Origin of the sequence: Wolbachia endosymbiont (group A) of Lasioglossum fulvicorne (assembly GCF_964028605.1) — a bacterium.
Taxonomy (GTDB): domain Bacteria; phylum Pseudomonadota; class Alphaproteobacteria; order Rickettsiales; family Anaplasmataceae; genus Wolbachia.
This window is the reverse complement of record NZ_OZ034798.1, coordinates 1,097,327-1,117,752: the sequence shown is the minus strand read 5'-3', so window position 1 is coordinate 1,117,752 and position 20,426 is coordinate 1,097,327. Positions and strand designations below refer to the sequence as shown.

The following is a 20,426-nucleotide window of genomic DNA, read 5'->3' as shown; positions in this document are numbered from 1 at the left end:
TTTTTAGTTAAGAACATAAATCTAATTATTATAACAAAAATCAAACTGAAAAGCTTTAATTGCATGACAAAAGCTACAGTTTACATTTAAATTTTATTTTATATTATTGTAAGTATTACACAACTTTAAGGAACAGTTATGGCAGTTATGCCAGATAAATGGATAAGAGAAAAAGCTGAAAACTTTGGAATGATAGAGCCTTTTGTGAATCACAAAAGTAGCAAAGGTGTCATATCTTTCGGACTATCATCTTATGGTTACGACGCAAGAGTGGATAATAAATTTAAAATTTTTACTAACGTTAATTCAGCCATCGTGGACCCTAAAAATTTCTCTGAGAATAGTTTCATAGATAAAGAAACAGACGTATGCATAATTCCACCAAACAGCTTCGTACTTGCAAGTACAGTTGAATACTTTCGTATACCAAGAAATGTACTGGTCATTTGTGTTGGTAAATCAACTTACGCAAGATGTGGAATTATAGTAAACGTTACTCCCTTAGAACCTGGATGGGAAGGTCATGTCACACTCGAATTCTCAAACACCACCCCACTTCCTGCAAAAATTTACGCTAATGAAGGCGCATGCCAATTCATATTTTTAAGCGGCGAAAGTGAGTGTGAGAAATCATATGATGATATGAAAGGAAAATATATGAATCAGCATGGTATCACTTTGCCGCTGGTGAAGTGATTACTTCAGGTAAAGCGTGATATTGTTTTATTGTACTGAAGACTACTAAGATGATCTTTAACTAATTTGTCGCATTCTTTATCACCTAAAACTGCACGTGCAGAGTGGTTTTTAAATGACTCTACATAGCTTAAAAAGAAATTTGTAGAAGGATTACTTAAAGCTTCTGCAACTTCTTTTCTTTCTTTATCATTGGAAAGCTGACTAAATAGTTCTTCTCCCTTTTTTAGCAGCTCATTCTCAAATGCCTGCTTTATAGTATTCTTATCTGCTTTTTGCAAGAAGGAAAACTCTTCAAAAATGTACAAGGAAGAAACAATACTGTTGAAGGTACCAGTAAAACATGCACTTGAACCATGACCACCACGCACTCCATATTCTGTTTGCGATTCTACTAAATGTTTAACCAGTTGATATTTTCTCTGTGATATGCGGGTATTAATATCTATATTATTTGCTCTAGTTTGATCGTTGCAAGCCTTCCAAACTAAATTTAAAACTTGCTTCAATGTTAACCTGCTTCCACTATGTGGGTCAGGGTTATTTTTTATACGCTTCAAGCACTCAAGTGCATGTTTTTTCTCATCTTCTGTAAGTTGATCTTTATCTGCAGCTTTTTGTGTGCCATTTGCTATGCACTCTAACTGATCAATAAATCCTTCTATTTCCTCTATAAACTTATCATCAATATCAGGCTCACCGTAGTTTTCTTTTAGCTTTTGAACGTTAATATTAATTGCATCATTTACATTAGTATCATGTGTTGTTTGTGGAATACGTGCTACCTCCATAAATGCTTCAGCTCTTTGCTCTAACCACTCCGGCGTTTTGCCTCCTGCAGAAAGATATAGCTTAATCAACACCGTGGCGATTAAGAAAAACACCAGGAGAGAAATAACAAATATTATCGAAAGTACTGCAGATAAACCTATGATTAGCCACCTTACAGGAGCTAGCAGAATTTCTTTTGCTTTTTTTAATTTCGACGGTCTTTGTATGTTGTCTGGTGTATTTACTACTGCTGGCATAATTAGTTTAAGTTAATATCAATATTATTAATATACTATATTTTTTCTTATTTTGTCAACTCAAATTTCTACTTCCGCACTTTCTTATTGTTGCTTACAATGATTATAGCTACACGATTTACTCATGTGCTTTTCTTAATTAAAAACTTCAATTATTCATTGTAAGTTATTGAATTTCTTATCATAATATCTGTCATCCAAGTAGCCCCTTTCTTGTCATCCAAGTAGCTTGACTACTTGGATCCAGAAAAAAGGATGGTGTCATCCCAGTGCCTTGACTACTTGGATCCAGAAAAAAAGGATGGTGTCATTCCAGTGCTTGACACTGGAATCCAGCTTTTTGGTAATTTTATCGAAAATGTTTGCTCGTTTACAATCAATTTTCCTGGATCCAAGTGTCACGCTACTTGGATGACAAAGGAAGAAGCACTGGGATGACAAGGTTATAGGTGTCATCCAAGTAACGTGACACTTGGATCTTTTCTCAACAATTTCAAAAAAATCTATCAAAAAGGAGGATTACCATGTCCACAATAATTTTATCATCAATTTTTGGTCAAGCAGGCAGCATTTTTGGTCCAATTGGCCGGATTATCGGCTCAGAACTCGGTGCTCTTCTTGGTGCACAGCTAGATAGCGCAATGTTTGGTCTTGATGCCGAGCAAAAAGTAACGCATGGGGCAAGGCTAAAAAATCTGCAAGTTCAAACCTCAACCTACGGCAGAACGATCCCAATTATCTATGGCACTGCTCGTGTTGCAGGGAACATTATTTGGGCGCAGCCAATAAAAGAAGAGGCGATAACCATCAAAAGCAAAATTGGAAGAGGTATGAATGTTGAGTATAATTACTATGCAACGCTTGCAATTGCGATCTGCAAGGGGAAAGTAGAAAAATTAAACAGAATCTGGGCAGATACAACATCGCTTAGCTTTGATGAAATAGATTATACTTTTTACCTCGGTGCAGAAGATCAAAATCCTGATCCATTTATGTCATCAATTGAAGGAGAGGGGAATGTGCCGGCTTATAGGGGAATATCTTACATAGTCATCAAGAATTTTCCTTTAGCAGACTATAATAATCATGTTCCGGTATTTACGTTTGAAGTGCAAACTGCAGTAAAGTCAAATGAATTTTCAGTAGCGAAAAATATTCGGAATATCAATATAATACCAGGTTCAGGTGAGTTTGTATATGATACAAAAATACAGAAGAAAATCGCGCAAGAGAAAATAAGCAGCAACCAATATATCCCATATGGGCTGGCGCAAAGGGTAAATCACAACAACCACACTAAAAAGAGCGATGCAATGCTTTCTTTGGATCAATTAAAAGAAGATTTGCCAAATGTTGAGTGGGTATCGGTAGTAGTCAATTGGTTTGTGAATGATCTGAACATTAAAGATTGTAAAATATACCCTGCAGTTGAATTTCAAGATGATTCCGCAATATTACCTGATGATTGGCAAGTAGGGGGTGTAACCAGAGATAATGCTCAACTAATTTCAAAAGATGCGAGTGGAAACCCAAGGTATGGTGGCACAGTTAGTGATGCAGCGCTGATAAGATATATAGAAGAGTTACGCAGCAGAGGCTACAAGGTGATGCTCTATCCAATGCCCTTACTTGACACAGAAAATAAAGAATGGCGAGGAAAATTGAGTGGGACCCCTGGGGATATAAGTGATTTTTTTGAGAATCAATATAACAAATTTATAGAGCATTATGCAAGCATTGCCAAACAAACTAAAGTGGAAGGGTTTATCATCGGTTCTGAACTTGTGCAGCTTACCAAAATTAGAGATGAACAAGGGAATTACCCTGCCGTTATAGAGCTAGTTAAGCTTGCAAAGCGAATAAAACTTCAGCTTGGAAAGGGAGTAACGGTAACTTACGCTGCTGATTGGAGCGAATATCATTCATATGATGGTTGGTATAATATGGATGAGCTTTGGTCTTCGGAGTATATCGACGTTGTTGGCATAGATGCTTATTTTCCACTGACTGATGGTCCAGAGCCTCCTTTTGGCTATTCTGCGGAAGATGTAATGGGTGGTTGGAGCAGTGGAGTGGGGTATGATTATTTCTATGATTACTCAAAAAGTGAGCCTGAAAAAGTAAAGTATAACGACAGCAGGTATGCGTGGAAAAATATAGAGAAATGGTGGAGTGAAACTCACATAAATCCAGGTGGTAGCAAAACAAAATGGCAACCAAAGATGAAAAAAATATGGTTTACTGAGTATGGATTTCCCAGTATGAACGGCTGCACTAATGAGCCAAATGTGTTTGTTGGTAAAGGCAGCATAGAGAGCAAATATCCACGATATTCAAATGGAGAGGTGAGCTTTCTTTCACAGAAAATTGCAATTGAAGGAACGCTAAAAAAGTGGCAAAGTTCGGAAATGGTAGAAAAAATGTTTCTCTGGGCATGGGACGCAAGGCCATTTCCTTATTTCCCCAATTTGTGTGATATGTGGACTGACTGCCATAATTGGCAGACAGGCCATTGGATTCAGGGAAAGCTTTCACAGCTTAATATTTCCGATGTTTTATCGGATCTGTTACAAAAAACAGGTTTAAAAAGCAATCAGTTCGATACAAGCAACGTCAAAGGGTTATTGTCTGGGTATGTGATAAACGATCAGCAACCCGTACGTTCAATTATTAAAATGCTGCAAAGTTGCTATTTTTTGATGTGGTTGAACAGGACTCTAAACTGAAATTTGTTCAAAAGGGCAGGGGAGTTACAACTGTAGTGCCAATTGGTGAAACGGTTTTCAGTAACAATTCAAAACTTGCTAATATCAGTCAATTAGATTTAAACAATAAAGTTAACATCGTTTACTTTATAGCTCTTTTCATAGAAGTCCGGATGTGATAAGATAAGGATAGACGATGATAAGGAGGTTGAGTGCCAGCAGCATATAGTTATGACTTAAGGAAAAAAGCAATGGAAGCGCTAGAGGAGGGAGGAAGCAGAGAAACAGTGGCAGCAAGATTTAAAATTGGACGAACTACTTTATGGGAGTGGCAGCAAAGAAGAAAAGAAACAGGAGACTTTCAATCAAAAAAACTTGGAAATGGAGGTTACAATCACAAAATCACCGACTGGGATGCCTTTGCTAAATTTGCCAGAGAAAACGGAGGAAAGACTCTGTCGGAAATGGCTAAACTTTGGGGCAACGTTAGTATCCAAACGATCCACCGAGCTCTAAGAACCTGTACATGATCTCAAGAAAGGAATAAACTAAGAGATAATATATATAAGTTAGGATATATGAGGAGTTTATACCCAAGTGATATAAGTCGGGAAAGATTTGAGATTATGTTACCAGATCTAGAGTCCTGTAGAAAAAAAACAAAACCAAGGAAACTTGATTTGTATGATGTATTTTGTGGAGTGTTATACGTTCTGAAAAGCGGTTGTCAGTGGAGAATGCTACCAAAAGAGTTTCCAAAATGGCGCAATTGTTACGACTATTTTAAGAAGTGGAGTGAAAAACCAGATGCAGATAAAGAAAGTGTTCTGGAGCTGGTGTTAAAAAAAAATAGTTGGCGTGGTCCGACAAAACAATGGTCGGAAAGAAAAAACCAGCTTCTGCATAATTGATGCACAGAGTGTAAAAAATGCAGATACTGCTGAAGAAAAAGGCTATGATGCAGGCAAAAAGATTTCAGGAATAAAACGCCATATTGCAGTAGATACGCAAGGTTTGCCCCATGCAATTTATATAACAACAGCAGAGATATAGCATTTCTCATAATAGTCCGAACAGGTCATAGGAAGGCAGAATCAACAGCACGACGAAAGGATTCGAATAGAGGAATGTTTTTCCTAGCTCTGTTTTTTATAGCAAACCAATGATGCTCAATTTTGTTGAAATCTGGAGAATACGGCGGCAGATACAAAATTTCTGCACCAACTCCTCTAGCAAGCTCGATAATCTTACCAGACTTATGAAAAGTAGCATTGTCAAGAATGACAGTCTGTCCAGGTTCCAAGATCGGTGTCAAAAATTGCTCAAACCATCCATTAAGAACATCCATATTACAGTGGCCTTCAAAGGTTAATGGAGCAACTATCTTTCTTCTACTTAAGGCTGCAACCATACTGATTCGTTGAGTTTTCTTTCCAGATTTTAGGCCATAAAAACGCTGTCCTTTCTGGCAATACCCATATGGATAGTCCTCTGTGTTATCAATGCCAGACTCATCTATATAAACTAAGTTTTCTGGTTCTTTTGTTGCTATAATTTTTAAGAATTCAGCACGTTTTTCTTCGTTTCTTTCCTTGTATCCATATGTCTTTTTTTGCGCGTAAATCCAATTTTTCTGAGAGCTCGGTGGATCGTTTGGATACTAACGTTGCCCCAAAGTTTAGCCATTTCCGACAGAGTCTTTCCTCCGTTTTCTCTGGCAAATTTAGCAAAGGCATCCCAGTCGGTAATTTTGTGATTGTAACCTCCATTTCCAAGTTTTTTTGATTGAAAGTCTCCTGTTTCTTTTCTTCTCTGCTGCCACTCCCATAAAGTAGTTCGTCCAATTTTAAATCTTGCTGCCACTGTTTCTCTGCTTCCTCCCTCCTCTAGCGCTTCCATTGCTTTTTTCCTTAAGTCATAACTATATGCTGCTGGCACTCAACCTCCTTATCATCGTCTATCCTTATCTTATCACATCCGGACTTCTATGAAAAGAGCTATAACTGACCGTAGCAGTGCTGTGAGAATGGTCGAAAATGCAAAAGAAAACCTCTCGGGAGTTAAAAATGTACTGGTTGATGCAGGCTATACTGGAGAGAATTTTGCAACTCAAATAAAAACGATTATTGGTGCAACCGTTGAAGTGATAAAAAGAAATGAATTACATTCCTTTGTTGTATTGCCCAAAAGATGGGTTGTGGAGCGATCTTTTGCTTGGTTAGAAAAGTGTAGAAGATTGTGGAAAAACTGTGAGCGAAAACTCAATACTAGCCTACAAATGGTCGTTCTGGCTTTCACTGCCTTACTTCTGAAAAGATTATGAACAGGCTCTAAGAAGCAAGAGTTGTAAGAAAAGCAATTGCATTGGCAAGAAATAAAATTGCATCCTCTGCTGCTTCAAGTGAAGATGTTTCACCCATTATCATACCTACAATAATCAGTGCAGTTGTTATAGCATCAATATAGATCAAACACTGACCTATATCAGAAATATTGTGCTCTTTTTCCTTTACTTCCTCTCCATTTTCAATATTCTTCAACTCTCGTTCTTTTTGTGCTATTTTCCTATTATTGTAAATTAAATATAGCGTACAAATAAGAGATAGGACCATGAAAGGTAATATAGTGTGGCTTAGCGCACCACTTATCACGCCAAGTAATACCTGATCGCTACATATTTTTTCCAGTTCAATAGCCATAAATAATGCAAATGGGACCATTGTTGCCAATGATACACATTGTCTATATAGCTCTCTTTTTTTTAGTGTTAATAGCTCTTGTTCTAGCCTTTCTTTTTTGACTTCTTCATCAACCGTTGGCCAAAAATCCCCAAAAAACTCTTCAGGAGAAAACGTAGTCTTAAAGTTATCAGTCATATAAACCCTATTGATTTATGAACTAATATATTATACAGGATTTTAACTATTCAGTCAATATTATGAAAGTATTAACCACTTTTGTATATTAACTGTTTCTCAAGAAATTCAGTCAATCTGTTTAATGCCGGCTAGGATATAATTATAGCCTGACCACATAGTTATAATAGCTGCAACCCATAAACAAATCGCACCTGTATATTGAATCATATAATAATCGTTCATTATTAGCGCTACTACAGCAACCATCTGTAGAAATGTTTTAATTTTTCCAGCTTTGCTTACAGGTAGACTAACATTTGTAGCTATCAGAAACTCCCGTAAACCAGAAACTAATATCTCCCGACAGATGATGATAATCGACGGTACTATTGTAAAATCATTTATCTTTTGCTTATAAATTAGCATAATTATCGTTGAAACCACTATTAATTTGTCAGCAATTGGATCAAATAGCTTGCCAAACTTTGATTGGACTTTCCACGCACGCGCCAGGTAACCATCAAAAAAATCTGTAATGCACGCAAACACAAAGATTGATATTGTTATCAGGCCTGCATATTTATTTTCTATATAAAAACTTAATATTATTGCTGGTATTGCAAGTGCACGAGAAATTGTAAGCAAATTAGGCACGTTTTTCTTAAGCATGTAATATCATCTTACGTAATAGGTAAACTTATACAGAAGTACAACAGAGTTCACAAGCTAATAGTTTGCAATTGAACATTTATAAAAACTCCATATACTTAAAAAATACAAGCTTAAAATATAAGGATGTAATGATGAACGATGATTTAGATAGTACCACGAAACAAGAAGCACTTAAGTATCACAGTAGAGGTGGTAACCCTGGTAAAATTTCAATCATGCCAACAAAACCTTTATCTACCCAGTATGATTTGTCACTTGCTTATTCTCCTGGCGTTGCAGCTCCGTGCCTTGAAATAGCTAAAAATCCTGAGGTTGTTTATGATTATACGGCAAAAGGCAACTGTGTTGCTGTCATTTCAAATGGCACTGCAGTGCTTGGACTTGGTAATATCGGTCCTCTTGCTGCAAAACCTGTCATGGAAGGCAAAGCTGTTTTATTTAAGCGTTTTGCTGATATTGATGCAGTTGATATAGAAGTTGGTACAGAAAATATAGAAGATTTCATCAATGCAGTAAGATATCTTGGACCAAGTTGGGGAGGAATAAATTTAGAAGATATAAGATCTCCCGATTGTTTTATAATAGAGAAACGCCTGAATGAACTGATGGATATTCCAGTGTTCCATGATGACCAGCATGGAACTGCAGTGGTTGTTGTAGCTGGCATAGAAAATGCTCTTGATATCGTTGAAAAGAAATTAGAGGACGTTAAGATCATTATGAATGGTGCTGGAGCAGCCGGTATTGCATGTTTAGAAATACTAAAGTCCATGGGCGCTAAAAATATAGTGCTGTGTGATAAGCAAGGAGTAATATACAGAGGTAGAAACGAGGATATGAATGAGTGGAAGGAAAAGTATGCAATTGATACTTCCGAACGTTCTCTACTTGATACAATAAAAGGCGCTGATGTATTCATCGGGTTATCTGCAAAAGATGTGTTAAATGAAGAGATGTTAAAGAGTATGGGCAAAGACCCGATTATTTTTGCTCTCGCCAACCCCGATCCAGAAGTAAGGCCTGAGTTTGCAAAATCTGTGAGGCCAGATGCAATAATCGCAACTGGTAGGTCAGATTACAACAACCAAGTCAACAACGTAATGGGTTTTCCTTATATATTTAGAGGGGCACTTGATGTACATGCAACAACAATAAATGATGAAATGAAAATTGCAGCTGCAGATGCAATAGCAAAGCTTGCCCGTGAGCCAGTACCAGGTGAGATATCTGCAGTCTATGGCGGTCGTAAAATGAGCTATGGACGTGAATATATGATACCTACTCCATTTGACCCAAGATTAATTTCTATAGTAGCTCCTGCTGTTGCAAAAGCCGCAGTTGATTCAGGTGTTGCAAGAAAGGCAATACAAGATTGGAGTAAATATGAAAATCAATTAAAATCTCGTCTTTCTAATGTTCTCAGCACGCTGAATTTACTATCTTCACATATGTAATTTATTGGATAAAGTTAAAAGTGATAAACCAATCCAAACTCTAAGCCATATATGCCAAACCTATTGGTAATGGTTGCAGTTGTTGATTCAACACGTGCAGTTTCATCAACTTTACTTCCTCCACCGGCAGGAATATATTCTTCACCAGCTAGTATCTTTATTCCTGGTACAATATCTTTAAATTGGTTATCAAGGATACCAAAATAGCGTAAACCAGCAAACGCTTGAGTTTGTGCTGTAAGTTGGTGATTGATACCAAGTTTTGCTTGGTAAGCCAAGGCGTATCTGGTTTTTCCTAGAAATTTAACCCTAGTTACACCTGCACCAATACCAACATATGGAGTGAATGGTATTTCTGCTATGTTAAAATCATGATACATATTGATCATTCCAGCTAAGTTATTAAAACCTTCATTTTTCATCTTAAATGCAGCTCTGAACTCTGCTTCAACACTACAATTTTCTTGAATGTGAATATCAACCTTTCCACTTCTCCAAGGTGAATTGCATTCCGCTCCAGTAGACGCATCATTGTGACGACGAAGTTCAATATATCTTGCTTTTTTCTTATCTGAATAATCTTCATCATATAAGTTAGTTTGAGAATGTAAGCCTTCAAGCTCAACTCTCATATTTTCGAATAAATATCCTATTGCAGCACTACCGGCAAACCCTGGAACATATTTAGGACTGTATCCAGCTTCAATTCGCTCCTTCTTATTAAAACTAAAAACCCCCTCTGTTATATTGTCACCTGCATCTTCTTTTCCTTCTAGAGAACCTATTGCATTGAAGAATGCTCCAAAATAGTTGGCTTTGATGTAAACATTCTCTAAGTTATTTATTTTATCATCGCAAGGTAAGCACCTAAATGAAAAAGTTAGCAAAACCAATAGATATGTAAATTTAAATCTTTTGCCCACCACAGAGACTCCCTGCATAATTTGTCATTCCATTATCATAGTATGCTTCTATTTTTTATGATAGCAACTTTTTATTGCGCTCAATCATTTTAGATTTATAATGAGAGTATTGTAATTTAAAGCAAATCAATGACTATTGCAATTCACGAATTAGAGAGGATCATCAAACAATCGTTCCCCGACGCTGATATAAAGATTCATGATCTTGCTGGAGATGATGACCATTATCATTTAAAAATAAACTCCAAGTGTTTTCTTGGAAAGACAAAAATAGAACAGCACAAAATGGTATATAAAGCTCTGGAAGGTCAGTCTATACACGCCTTGCAACTGGAAACTAATACTTAAAAATAAGGTGAATTTATGAGCAATTTTGAACAAATAAAAAAAGATATAGCAGAAAATGATGTGGTATTATATATGAAAGGCACTTCTGATTTTCCTCAATGCGGATTCTCTGGACTCGTCGTGTCAATCCTAAAAAAATTGAACGTGAAGTTTAAGTATATTAACGTGTTGGAGAATGATGAAATACGTGAATCTATAAAAAAGTTTTCTGATTGGCCAACAATTCCACAATTATATATAAAGGAAGAGTTTATCGGTGGTTGCGACATCACTCGCGAGATGTACGAAAAAGGCGAACTGCAAAGTTTATTGAAGGAAAAAAAAATTATTGCGGAATAAGTACCGAGAAACCAGTGCCCAGACGCTGGATAACGTAGTATAGCCATGAAAAAGGATCTTATGTCTTAAACCGTATCCGTTCAGGGGAGCGGCAAAATAAGGTAGACAAAGCAAGATAGTAAAGATAATCATAGAGCAAAAGTGAGGTAATGTGGTAAACCTTTTAGAACTCTGCAAAAATTTACAGCAAAAAATAGAAAAGTTGGAAGGGAGGATAGAAGAGTTAGAGGCAGAAAATAAGGCCTTGAGGATTGAGAACGCTGAGTTGAAAGAGAGGCTTGGTTTAAACTCGAAAAATTCATCTCTACCGAGCTCTAAAGAATTGTACAAAACAAAAAAGGACAAGCCAAAAAGCGAAAGGAACGTTGGCGATCAGGTTGGGCATAAAGGAAATTTTCATGCCACAATGGAAGCGGATAAAGTAGTAAAAATAGAGTTGCCTAATATTTGCGAATGCGGAGGAGAGCTTGTAATATGCGAAAAACCTTATGCTCACCAAAAAGTTGATCTTCCGGAAATTAGGCCTTATGTAGTAATTGGAACATGGTCGTTGTCGGAGATGCAGAAAAAGAAAAAGTAGCAAGTTACCAGAAGGTGTTACGCCAGATACATTTGGTCCAAGGGTTAAGTCTATAATTGCAGCACTCAGCGGATTTTACAAAAACTCAAAGCGTGAAGTGGCTAGTATCATAAATGACATTTTTAATTTGAACATAAGTGTTGGCAGCATATCAAATCTTACTATTACCCACAAATATAAATGTACTTATAAATAAAGTATTACAATATTAAAGTTTGCAAATATTGAGGGTATAAAAATGGCAAACGAGAGTAATGAATGGGCTAAAAATGAATTTGGAGATGCTGTACTTGGAGATATAGCTCTTTTCATAGAAGTCCGGATGTGATAAGATAAGGATAGACGATGATAAGGAGGTTGAGTGCCAGCAGCATATAGTTATGACTTAAGGAAAAAAGCAATGGAAGCGCTAGAGGAGGGAGGAAGCAGAGAAACAGTGGCAGCAAGATTTAAAATTGGACGAACTACTTTATGGGAGTGGCAGCAAAGAAGAAAAGAAACAGGAGACTTTCAATCAAAAAAACTTGGAAATGGAGGTTACAATCACAAAATTACCGACTGGGATGCCTTTGCTAAATTTGCCAGAGAAAACGGAGGAAAGACTCTGTCGGAAATGGCTAAACTTTGGGGCAACGTTAGTATCCAAACGATCCACCGAGCTCTCAGAAAAATTGGATTTACGCGCAAAAAAAGACATATGGATACAAGGAAAGAAACGAAGAAAAACGTGCTGAATTCTTAAAAATTATAGCAACAAAAGAACCAGAAAACTTAGTTTATATAGATGAGTCTGGCATTGATAACACAGAGGACTATCCATATGGGTATTGCCAGAAAGGACAGCGGTTTTATGGCCTAAAATCTGGAAAGAAAACTCAACGAATCAGTATGGTTGCAGCCTTAAGTAGAAGAAAGATAGTTGCTCCATTAACCTTTGAAGGCCACTGTAATATGGATGTTTTTAATGGATGGTTTGAGCAATTTTTGACACCGATCTTGGAACCTGGACAGACTGTCATTCTTGACAATGCTACTTTTCATAAGTCTGGTAAGATTATCGAGCTTGCTAGAGGAGTTGGTGCAGAAATTTTGTATCTGCCGCCGTATTCTCCAGATTTCAACAAAATTGAGCATCATTGGTTTGCTATAAAAAACAGAGCTAGGAAAAACATTCCTCTATTCGAATCCTTTCGTCGTGCTGTTGATTCTGCCTTCCTATGACCTGTTCGGACTATTATGAGAAATGCTATAAAAGATTAACTGACCGATTAGTAAATATTGCTGACAGTTTGATAAGTTTACCTGAAAGCTCAATTAATGAGGCATGCGGAAGTTGGTCAGAAGCAAAAGCAGCATATCGTTTTTTTCAAAATGAGAACGTAAAAGAAGTCGATATTCTAGCTTCACACATTGATAAAACAGTTGAAAGAACAAAAGCTCATAAAAGAATTCTTGTGATTCAAGATACAACTTATATTTCATACTCAAGCCATAAGCGGATTGGGAACTATTGCTGGAAAAGGAGCAGTAATGCATACAGCCCTTGCTGTTAGTACGGAAGCTGGGAATACTGGATCAAAAGATTTACTCGAGGCAACTCATTTCTGAAGAAGAAAAAAGACTAAAGAGCCATCGTAACAACGTTCATATTGAGGATAAAGAAAGTATGAAATGGCTAGAAAGTTTAAAGAAAACAAATAATATTATAGATCTGGCCCAAACCGAAGCTATAACTGTATGTGACAGAGAAGCAGATATGCATGATTTTTTTGAACTTGCACATAATCTTAACTCAGCAATTTTAGTAAGAGCTCGCCACAACAGAAATGTAAATAAAAAATTCATGCATACCAGGAACAAGCAAAAATTATGGTCATTTATCCAAGGCCTCCCTTGCGCTGGAAAAGTAGAAGTTGAAATCCCTGCTAGAGATAACAAGCAAAAAAGGACAGCGTTTTTAGAAATTAGATTCGGAAAATTTATCACATGAAGGCCATATAAAATGTAAAGAAGGTCACATAAAATATAAACCGACAGCATTATTCAGTCTACAACTTCACGCAATTCATGTTGTTGAAAAAAACTCTCCTCCCGAAGCAAGTCCTCTAGAGTGGATGCTTTTTTCCGGTCAGTACTTTTGAAGAAGCTGTTGAAAAAGTTAGTTGGTATTGTTTGAGATGGAAAATAGAGATATTGCATAAGATTTTAAAATCTGGTCTCAAAGTTGAGGAATGTAGACTTGGAACAGCAGAAAGATTAATGAGGTATTTAACAGTCATGAGCATTATTGCTTGGAGAATTTTCTTTATTACATCAATTGCAAGAACTAACCCAACATTACCATTTACTGCCTTATTAGCTGAGGAAGAATGGAAAGTTTTATATGTTAAAATACACAGGAAACCATGTCCAAATATAGCCCCTACTATAAAAGAAGCCGTTTCGTGAACTTGGAGGTCATTTAGCAAGAAAAAGCGACCCAAAACCAGGACCAATTACTCTTTGGAAAGGGTGGAGACGTCTCTTTGATCTAGCAGAAGGATGGAGACTTGCTCATGAACCTCATATTTGTGGGTAATAGTAAGATTTGATATGCTGCCAACACTTATGTTCAAATTAAAAATGTCATTTATGATACTAGCCACTTCACGCTTTGAGTTTTTGTAAAATCCGCTGAGTGCTGCAATTATAGACTTAACCCTTGGACCAAATGTATCTGGCGTAACACCTTCTGGTAACTTGCTACTTTTTCTTTTTCTGCATCTCCGACAACGACCATGTTCCAATTACTACATAAGGCCTAATTTCCGGAAGATCAACTTTTTGGTGAACATAAGGTTTTTCGCATATTACAAGCTCTCCTCCGCATTCGCAAATATTAGGCAACTCTATTTTTACTACTTTATCCGCTTCCATTGTGGCATGAAAATTTCCTTTATGCCCAACCTAATCGCCAACATTCCTTTCGCTTTTTGGCTTGTCCTTTTTTATTTTGTATAGCTCTTTTGAGCTGGGCAGGGATGAGTTTTTTGAATTTATAGCATTTCTCATAATAGTCTGAACAGGTCATAGGAAGGCAGAATCAACAGCACGACGAAAGGATTCGAATAGAGGAATGTTTTTCCTAGCTCTGTTTTTTATAGCAAACCAATGATGCTCAATTTTGTTGAAATCTGGAGAATACGGCGGCAGATACAAAATTTCTGCACCAACTCCTCTAGCAAGCTCGATAATCTTACCAGACTTATGAAAAGTAGCATTGTCAAGAATGACAGTCTGTCCAGGTTCCAAGATCGGTGTCAAAAATTGCTCAAACCATCCATTAAAAACATCCATATTACAGTGGCCTTCAAAGGTTAATGGAGCAACTATCTTTCTTCTACTTAAGGCTGCAACCATACTGATTCGTTGAGTTTTCTTTCCAGATTTTAGGCCATAAAACCGCTGTCCTTTCTGGCAATACCCATATGGATAGTCCTCTGTGTTATCAATACCAGACTCATCTATATAAACTAAGTTTTCTGGTTCTTTTGTTGCTATAATTTTTAAGAATTCAGCACGTTTTTCTTCGTTTCTTTCCTTGTATCCATATGTCTTTTTTTGCGCGTAAATCCAATTTTTCTGAGAGCTCGGTGGATCGTTTGGATACTAACGTTGCCCCAAAGTTTAGCCATTTCCGACAGAGTCTTTCCTCCGTTTTCTCTGGCAAATTTAGCAAAGGCATCCCAGTCGGTGATTTTGTGATTGTAACCTCCATTTCCAAGTTTTTTTGATTGAAAGTCTCCTGTTTCTTTTCTTCTTTGCTGCCACTCCCATAAAGTAGTTCGTCCAATTTTAAATCTTGCTGCCACTGTTTCTCTGCTTCCTCCCTCCTCTAGCGCTTCCATTGCTTTTTTCCTTAAGTCATAACTATATGCTGCTGGCACTCAACCTCCTTATCATCGTCTATCCTTATCTTATCACATCCGGACTTCTATGAAAAGAGCTATAGTTATGAATATTGACCAGTTCAACAATTTTTGATTCCTTTTGGAAGATGTATATCCATGTGATTTTGCCAATTTATTAGCTTTTCTTCTTCTGGCTAGAGACTGCTCTTCAGTTAGTTTATGACATATCATTCTTACTCTAATCTTTGCTTCTTTTCCCAATAATACCTCAGTTTCTAAAAATAGCTTGTCTCCTAAACATTCCAATAATTCCATTTTTTGATTTGTTTCTATAGCATATATATTGGTATCAGATTTATAACGACTAATAAAATAAGCTCCCGTTTCATTGATCTGTTTAAAAGAACTTGGGACAAAATAACCAAGGTCAGATATTAGCAAATCGTTACTTGATATATCGATCAAATGCTCTCTATAACCTTGGTCTGACCTTACTCCCTCCGTTATGTTAAGTTGATCCAATGTCTGATTTAAGTAATCAAAAACTAATTGTAACTTTATCCCAGACTTAGTGTTACTCTCATAACCTTTGTAACTAGTACCATACCCTTTATACAGATTTTTCATACTGTTAGGCAGGCTAATATAGCTACTATCCAATAACTTGACGCCTTTAAATTGCTGCAAGATTCTACAATCAATTTGCAGGATATTTTTAAATAAAGCCATAGATTAATTGTACATTCTCTTCATAAATTCTACTGCTTCTTTAGTAAACCTGAAATCTAAACCCTGTTTCGTCATTACCACAGATTCTTCGTTTAATAATTGGCGCATTGCATCTATGCTGCAGTTTTCAATTCCTATATTACCCCAAATTATAGCTTTTATGAATGATGAACCGCTCAGCTTTCTCTTCCTTTTTACAAATCCTGTTTCAATTGATACCTCATTTGCCATTTCATTGAAAAATTTGTTGAGGTTGTTTGATAGGCAAGTTATTTTATTCATCGTTAGCTCTCTCACTAAAAGTATATCTGAAAGAACTTATATCTTATTATTCTATCTCCTTCATATCTTTTTCCTTAACTTGACGCGTATGGTTTATTTAACACTCCCTCTATATGAGCTACCTTAAGACTTCAACGTCTTAACGCACCTGACCCCATCGACATATAAATTTGCATGACTTTTCCCAGTATTAAGCAATGCAAGTCCAATGTTGTCTACACTAGAGCGCAGTTCCCCTATTTCCTCATTATTTTCATTTGTAACTTTAGTGCCAATATCTGGAAGTGCGTTATCTCCCTCAACAAGGTAAAGTTTTCTTCTGAATATTTCTTGTCTGCTCATTCGATTTACAACTTCCTGACCTATATAACACCCCTTATTAAAGCTTATACCGTTTACCTTATCGATTAAAAATTGCAGCGGAAACGATGAATTCTGCACCATATCTTTCGCTCCATCTGGAACGAGATTTTGAATTCTAACTTTTTCATACTGAGTAAAATCCCCAACTGGCTCCTTTATTTCACCTTTATGTATGATCCTCATTCCTAGCAGCTTGTGCCTTGGATCTTGAAAAATAACTTGTGACTTACCACTACACTCCGCCAACTTAGTATTAAACAAAACTCCAACCTTATATAGTGCGCTAACGTCTTTAATCTTCACTCTCAAATAAGTTTTAAGCAAATCTAGTTTCTCGATTATTTGCTGCAAATGCATGTTTTCGCACTCCAAGAGGGTGTATTTACCATATTCAATAAGAAAAAAATCATATAGATATTTTCCCTGAGGGCTAAGCAATAAAGAGTAAATGGCTTTTTGGCTATCCAACTTATTAATATCATTGGTTATAATACCCTGCAGAAAATCTCTAGTGTCAGGCCCATATAGCACTATCACACCACGACTTAAGAATGGTATATAACTCATGAAATCTCTATAAATAAATCTAAATTCTATTATATAACATTAGGCTCTTTTAGAAACTGCTTTTGGCGTGCATATTTTACAAGCTCCAGCCCTTGAAATCTAACTTACGAGTATATATATATAAACTTACAAGTTAATTTGTTGATGAGGAAAAACAAATGTCAAGTATAAGTTTAAATGTATTAGATGATAGCGTGCTGATCAAGCCTATTAGCGAAGAAAAGCAAGGTGGAATTGTGCTTCCATCAAGTGCTGAAAAGAAACCTACTAAAGGTGAAGTTATAGCAATTGGTGAAGGTTCACGCAATTCAAGTGGCGAACGCGTAACTTTAACTGTGAAAGCTGGTGATAAAGTGTTCTATCGTCAATGGGCTGGCACAGAAATAGAACATAATGATGAAAAGCTTATCGTGATGAAAGAGTCCGATATACTTGCTGTCATTAAATAGCAGTCTTTATTTTACTAAACTGAAACAAAGCGCAACGCGGCGCATTGTAAATGGTTTTATTATAGTTTTCTAAATTTTTTATTAACAAGAGGTGATAAAAATGACTAATGTAGTAGTATCAGGTGAGCAGTTGCAAGAAGCCTTTCGTGAAGTCGCAGCAATAGTGGATTCAACGGTAGCAATAACTGCGGGACCTAGAGGAAAAACGGTAGGGATTAATAAGCCCTATGGAGCACCAGAAATTACAAAAGATGGTTATAAGGTGATGAAGGGTATCAAGCCTGAAAAACCATTAAACGCTGCGATAGCAAGCATCTTTGCACAGAGTTGTTCTCAATGTAACGACAAAGTTGGTGATGGTACAACAACGTGCTCAATACTAACTAGCAATATGATAATGGAAGCTTCAAAATCAATTGCTGCTGGAAACGATCGTGTTGGTATTAAAAACGGAATACAGAAGGCAAAAGATGTAATATTAGAGGAAATTGCGTCAATGTCTCGTACAATTTCTCTAGAGAAAATAGACGAAGTGGCACAAGTTGCAATAATATCTGCAAATGGTGATAAGGATATAGGTAACAGTATCGCTGATTCCGTGAAAAAAGTTGGAAAAGAGGGTGTAATAACTGTTGAAGAGAGTAAAGGTTCAAAAGAGTTAGAAGTTGAGCTGACTACTGGCATGCAATTTGATCGCGGTTATCTCTCTCCGTATTTTATTACAAATAATGAAAAAATGATCGTGGAGCTTGATAATCCTTATCTATTAATTACAGAGAAAAAATTAAATATTATTCAACCTTTACTTCCTATTCTTGAAGCTGTTGTTAAATCTGGTAAACCTTTGGTTATTATTGCAGAGGATATCGAAGGTGAAGCATTAAGCACTTTAGTTATCAATAAATTGCGTGGTGGTTTAAAAGTTGCTGCAGTAAAAGCTCCAGGTTTTGGTGACAGAAGAAAGGAGATGCTCGAAGATATAGCAACTTTGACTGGTGCTAGGTATGTTATAAAAGATGAACTTGGAATCAAGATGGAAGATCTCACGCTTGATGATCTTGGTACGGCTAAAAATGTTAAAATTACTAAAGATAATACCACAGTTGTCAGCGAAAATAGCGATTCTGACAGTGTGAAAGCTAGAATCGAGCAGATCAAATCTCAAATTGAAACTTCAACTTCTGATTATGATAAAGAAAAGCTAAGAGAACGTTTAGCGAAATTATCAGGTGGCGTTGCTGTGCTCAAAGTTGGTGGAGCAACTGAAGTGGAAGTTAAAGAACGTAGAGATAGAGTCGAAGATGCGCTGCATGCAACAAGAGCTGCAATTGAAGAAGGTATAGTTCCAGGTGGTGGAGTTGCGCTTCTTTATGCTTCATCTGTTCTCGACAAATTAAAAGGTGCAAGTGACGAAGAGCAAATAGGCATAAACATTATCAAGAAAATTCTCAGTGCTCCAATTAGAAGGTTAGTTAAAAATGCTGGTCTTGAATCTGCTGTTATAATTGACTATTTGATTAAGCAGAATGATAAAGAGCTTATATACAACGTTGAGGCTATGAATTACGCTAATGCATTTACAGCTGGTGTGATTGATCCAGCAAAAGTGGTTCGTATTGCTTTTGAAACAGCGGTATCTGTTGCGAGTGTGCTGATAACTACTGAATCTATGATAGTTGATGTACCAAGCAAAGAAAATGCTTCATCTCCTATGGGTGCAGGAGAAATGAGTGGCATGGGTGGATTCTAAGTAGAGTGAAACCGTGGAGCAATTGCTCCACGGTAATTCCAAAAAATCTCACATTTTACTATTCGTTAAAGGTAATACGTTTGGTGCAGAAAGGCACCACTGTTTACATCCGTTTCACTCCTTTATATTGTGGTTGTCTAATAACAAAAAGGCAGCATAAAAGAACTATAATCCCTAGTATATTTATACTAGCATAATGCTATGTTAATAAATAATCTATATAATGCTATTAAATATAATAATTAAAATCTAAATCACTTTCTCTATAAAAGGAGAAATTTACCTTAATGAAAATACATATATATTTAATATTGTTTTTATTTTTTTCTTGCACTCAACTATATGCTGACGAGGAAATTGCAAAATTTGATTTACTTATTGGCGAGATAAATGAAGCAAGCCTCACTCTTAAAGGTGCAATAAGGGTTACAGTAAAACCAGGCTGGCACATATATTATAAAGATCCTGGAGATTTCGGTTTTCCCACTTCTTTTGATTGCAAGGGTAACACATTAAACATAGATATTTACTGGCCTACTCCAAAAAAACATAGAGATAAAGTAGGAAGAGAGATATTTATCAGTAACGTATATGAGGACATGGTGTTATTTCCCTTTAAGATGAATGTGTTTTCAAATCAAGGGTATATTGACCTTAACTTCCATATAAATTATGCGATATGTAAAGATAGGTGCATCCCTAAAAATGCTGAGATAAAAATCAAACAGCCACTGAAGAATTTTATAGATTCTGATGTCAATGAACTTATAAATGAGTGGTATGAAAAATAGGG

The 20,426-nt window shown here is 36.4% G+C and carries 17 protein-coding genes and 8 pseudogenes; 15 read left to right on the top strand and 10 right to left on the bottom strand.

Annotation, left to right across the window (positions count from 1 at the left end; translation table 11 throughout):
- The first annotated feature begins 138 nt into the window (after positions 1–138).
- A complete protein-coding gene (gene dcd, locus ABWU71_RS06175) occupies positions 139–696 on the top strand; it encodes a dCTP deaminase (RefSeq protein ID WP_353284292.1) in 558 nt (185 codons plus the stop codon).
- A gap of 5 nt (positions 697–701) precedes the next feature.
- On the opposite strand, the gene ABWU71_RS06170 is transcribed toward dcd, so the two are convergent.
- Complete coding sequence (locus ABWU71_RS06170) at positions 702–1,724, bottom strand: hypothetical protein (RefSeq protein WP_353284291.1); 1,023 nt, start codon at positions 1,722–1,724, stop codon at positions 702–704.
- A 524-nt stretch (positions 1,725–2,248) separates the two neighbouring features.
- On the opposite strand from ABWU71_RS06170, the gene ABWU71_RS06160 reads away from it, so the two are divergent.
- The 3 genes and pseudogenes from ABWU71_RS06160 to ABWU71_RS06150 all read left to right on the top strand — a co-directional run.
- Positions 2,249–4,450: a glycoside hydrolase TIM-barrel-like domain-containing protein gene (locus ABWU71_RS06160; RefSeq protein WP_353284289.1), complete on the top strand. Its 2,202-nt coding sequence runs from the start codon at positions 2,249–2,251 to the stop codon at positions 4,448–4,450.
- Between the two features lie 191 nt (positions 4,451–4,641).
- A pseudogene (locus tag ABWU71_RS06155) lies at positions 4,642–4,947 on the top strand (IS630 transposase-related protein); the annotation flags it as partial.
- Positions 4,948–5,007: 60 nt separating this feature from the next.
- Positions 5,008–5,479, top strand: a pseudogene (locus ABWU71_RS06150) (IS5 family transposase); the annotation flags it as partial.
- Between the two features lie 28 nt (positions 5,480–5,507).
- Here ABWU71_RS06150 and ABWU71_RS06145 read toward each other — a convergent pair.
- Positions 5,508–6,367 (bottom strand): IS630 family transposase gene (locus ABWU71_RS06145; RefSeq protein ID WP_353284288.1). Its coding sequence is split into 2 segments (ribosomal slippage): positions 5,508–6,043 and positions 6,043–6,367, totalling 861 coding nucleotides; the frame shifts between segments, so codons are not numbered across the junction.
- Positions 6,368–6,428: 61 nt separating this feature from the next.
- Between ABWU71_RS06145 and ABWU71_RS06140 the strand changes: the two are divergent.
- A pseudogene (locus ABWU71_RS06140) lies at positions 6,429–6,752 on the top strand (transposase); the annotation flags it as partial.
- Between the two features lie 7 nt (positions 6,753–6,759).
- Here ABWU71_RS06140 and ABWU71_RS06135 read toward each other — a convergent pair.
- Together ABWU71_RS06135 and pgsA are read right to left on the bottom strand one after the other, a co-directional pair.
- On the bottom strand, positions 6,760–7,305 hold the full coding sequence (locus ABWU71_RS06135; protein ID WP_410530454.1) for a hypothetical protein: 546 nt from the start codon (positions 7,303–7,305) through the stop codon (positions 6,760–6,762).
- Between the two features lie 108 nt (positions 7,306–7,413).
- Complete coding sequence (pgsA, locus tag ABWU71_RS06130) at positions 7,414–7,956, bottom strand: CDP-diacylglycerol--glycerol-3-phosphate 3-phosphatidyltransferase (protein ID WP_264703993.1); 543 nt, start codon at positions 7,954–7,956, stop codon at positions 7,414–7,416.
- Positions 7,957–8,090: 134 nt separating this feature from the next.
- Between pgsA and ABWU71_RS06125 the strand changes: the two genes are divergently transcribed.
- Positions 8,091–9,413 carry a malic enzyme-like NAD(P)-binding protein gene (locus ABWU71_RS06125; RefSeq protein WP_353284287.1) on the top strand — a complete coding sequence of 441 codons (1,323 nt, stop codon included), beginning with the start codon at positions 8,091–8,093 and terminating at the stop codon, positions 9,411–9,413.
- 14 nt (positions 9,414–9,427) lie between these two features.
- Here ABWU71_RS06125 and ABWU71_RS06120 read toward each other — a convergent pair whose 3' ends face one another.
- Positions 9,428–10,339: a P44/Msp2 family outer membrane protein gene (locus ABWU71_RS06120; protein ID WP_353284286.1), complete on the bottom strand. Its 912-nt coding sequence runs from the start codon at positions 10,337–10,339 to the stop codon at positions 9,428–9,430.
- Positions 10,340–10,465: 126 nt separating this feature from the next.
- On the opposite strand from ABWU71_RS06120, the gene ABWU71_RS06115 reads away from it, so the two are divergent.
- The 3 genes and pseudogenes from ABWU71_RS06115 to ABWU71_RS06105 all read left to right on the top strand — a co-directional run.
- Positions 10,466–10,684: a BolA/IbaG family iron-sulfur metabolism protein gene (locus ABWU71_RS06115; RefSeq protein WP_006280012.1), complete on the top strand. Its 219-nt coding sequence runs from the start codon at positions 10,466–10,468 to the stop codon at positions 10,682–10,684.
- Positions 10,685–10,699: 15 nt separating this feature from the next.
- Complete coding sequence (gene grxD / locus ABWU71_RS06110; RefSeq protein ID WP_265037444.1) at positions 10,700–11,023, top strand: Grx4 family monothiol glutaredoxin; 324 nt, start codon at positions 10,700–10,702, stop codon at positions 11,021–11,023.
- Between the two features lie 151 nt (positions 11,024–11,174).
- Positions 11,175–11,787: pseudogene (locus ABWU71_RS06105) on the top strand (DUF6444 domain-containing protein); the annotation flags it as partial.
- 2 nt (positions 11,788–11,789) lie between these two features.
- Here the strand turns inward: ABWU71_RS06105 and ABWU71_RS06100 are convergent.
- Positions 11,790–11,915, bottom strand: a complete 126-nt coding sequence (locus tag ABWU71_RS06100) for a hypothetical protein (RefSeq protein ID WP_353284285.1) — start codon at positions 11,913–11,915, stop codon at positions 11,790–11,792.
- Positions 11,916–11,964: 49 nt separating this feature from the next.
- Between ABWU71_RS06100 and ABWU71_RS06095 the strand changes: the two genes are divergently transcribed.
- The 3 genes and pseudogenes from ABWU71_RS06095 to ABWU71_RS08075 all read left to right on the top strand — a co-directional run.
- A protein-coding gene (locus ABWU71_RS06095; RefSeq protein WP_353284076.1) for an IS630 family transposase occupies positions 11,965–12,824 on the top strand; the annotation gives its coding sequence in 2 pieces (ribosomal slippage) (positions 11,965–12,289 and positions 12,289–12,824; 861 coding nt in all).
- Positions 12,821–13,592: pseudogene (locus tag ABWU71_RS08080) on the top strand (IS4 family transposase); the annotation flags it as partial. The gene ABWU71_RS06095 and the pseudogene ABWU71_RS08080, both read left to right, overlap by 4 nt.
- A gap of 71 nt (positions 13,593–13,663) precedes the next feature.
- Positions 13,664–14,181 (top strand): annotated as a pseudogene (locus ABWU71_RS08075) (IS4 family transposase); the annotation flags it as partial.
- A 7-nt stretch (positions 14,182–14,188) separates the two neighbouring features.
- Here ABWU71_RS08075 and ABWU71_RS06085 read toward each other — a convergent pair.
- The 4 genes and pseudogenes from ABWU71_RS06085 to ABWU71_RS06070 form a co-directional block, all read right to left on the bottom strand.
- A pseudogene (locus ABWU71_RS06085) lies at positions 14,189–14,651 on the bottom strand (IS66 family transposase); the annotation flags it as partial.
- 18 nt (positions 14,652–14,669) lie between these two features.
- A protein-coding gene (locus ABWU71_RS06080; RefSeq protein WP_353284076.1) for an IS630 family transposase occupies positions 14,670–15,529 on the bottom strand; the annotation gives its coding sequence in 2 pieces (ribosomal slippage) (positions 14,670–15,205 and positions 15,205–15,529; 861 coding nt in all).
- 63 nt (positions 15,530–15,592) lie between these two features.
- Positions 15,593–16,504, bottom strand: a pseudogene (locus ABWU71_RS06075) (IS4 family transposase); the annotation flags it as partial.
- 123 nt (positions 16,505–16,627) lie between these two features.
- Positions 16,628–17,434, bottom strand: coding sequence for a YgfZ/GcvT domain-containing protein (locus tag ABWU71_RS06070; RefSeq protein ID WP_353284284.1), 807 nt, complete (start codon positions 17,432–17,434; stop codon positions 16,628–16,630).
- 167 nt (positions 17,435–17,601) lie between these two features.
- Here ABWU71_RS06070 and ABWU71_RS06065 point away from each other — a divergent pair, with 167 nt between their 5' ends.
- From ABWU71_RS06065 to ABWU71_RS06055, 3 genes are all read left to right on the top strand, one after another.
- Entirely contained in the window at positions 17,602–17,883 is a 282-nt protein-coding gene (locus ABWU71_RS06065) for a co-chaperone GroES (protein WP_173862882.1), read from the top strand.
- 100 nt (positions 17,884–17,983) lie between these two features.
- Positions 17,984–19,633 carry a chaperonin GroEL gene (gene groL / locus ABWU71_RS06060; protein ID WP_353284283.1) on the top strand — a complete coding sequence of 550 codons (1,650 nt, stop codon included), beginning with the start codon at positions 17,984–17,986 and terminating at the stop codon, positions 19,631–19,633.
- A gap of 287 nt (positions 19,634–19,920) precedes the next feature.
- Positions 19,921–20,424, top strand: coding sequence for a protein-disulfide reductase DsbD domain-containing protein (locus ABWU71_RS06055; protein WP_065094754.1), 504 nt, complete (start codon positions 19,921–19,923; stop codon positions 20,422–20,424).
- Positions 20,425–20,426 lie beyond the last annotated feature (2 nt).

Coding starts and splice junctions, on each gene's coding strand:
- dcd (WP_353284292.1), top strand. CDS start 139: ATGGCAGTTATGCCAGATAAATGGATAAGAGAAAAAGCTGAAAACTTT.
- ABWU71_RS06170 (WP_353284291.1), bottom strand. CDS start 1,724: ATGCCAGCAGTAGTAAATACACCAGACAACATACAAAGACCGTCGAAA.
- ABWU71_RS06160 (WP_353284289.1), top strand. CDS start 2,249: ATGTCCACAATAATTTTATCATCAATTTTTGGTCAAGCAGGCAGCATT.
- ABWU71_RS06135 (WP_410530454.1), bottom strand. CDS start 7,305: ATGACTGATAACTTTAAGACTACGTTTTCTCCTGAAGAGTTTTTTGGG.
- pgsA (WP_264703993.1), bottom strand. CDS start 7,956: ATGCTTAAGAAAAACGTGCCTAATTTGCTTACAATTTCTCGTGCACTT.
- ABWU71_RS06125 (WP_353284287.1), top strand. CDS start 8,091: ATGAACGATGATTTAGATAGTACCACGAAACAAGAAGCACTTAAGTAT.
- ABWU71_RS06115 (WP_006280012.1), top strand. CDS start 10,466: ATGACTATTGCAATTCACGAATTAGAGAGGATCATCAAACAATCGTTC.
- grxD (WP_265037444.1), top strand. CDS start 10,700: ATGAGCAATTTTGAACAAATAAAAAAAGATATAGCAGAAAATGATGTG.
- ABWU71_RS06100 (WP_353284285.1), bottom strand. CDS start 11,915: ATGAAAAGAGCTATATCTCCAAGTACAGCATCTCCAAATTCATTTTTA.
- ABWU71_RS06070 (WP_353284284.1), bottom strand. CDS start 17,434: ATGAGTTATATACCATTCTTAAGTCGTGGTGTGATAGTGCTATATGGG.
- groL (WP_353284283.1), top strand. CDS start 17,984: ATGACTAATGTAGTAGTATCAGGTGAGCAGTTGCAAGAAGCCTTTCGT.
- ABWU71_RS06055 (WP_065094754.1), top strand. CDS start 19,921: ATGAAAATACATATATATTTAATATTGTTTTTATTTTTTTCTTGCACT.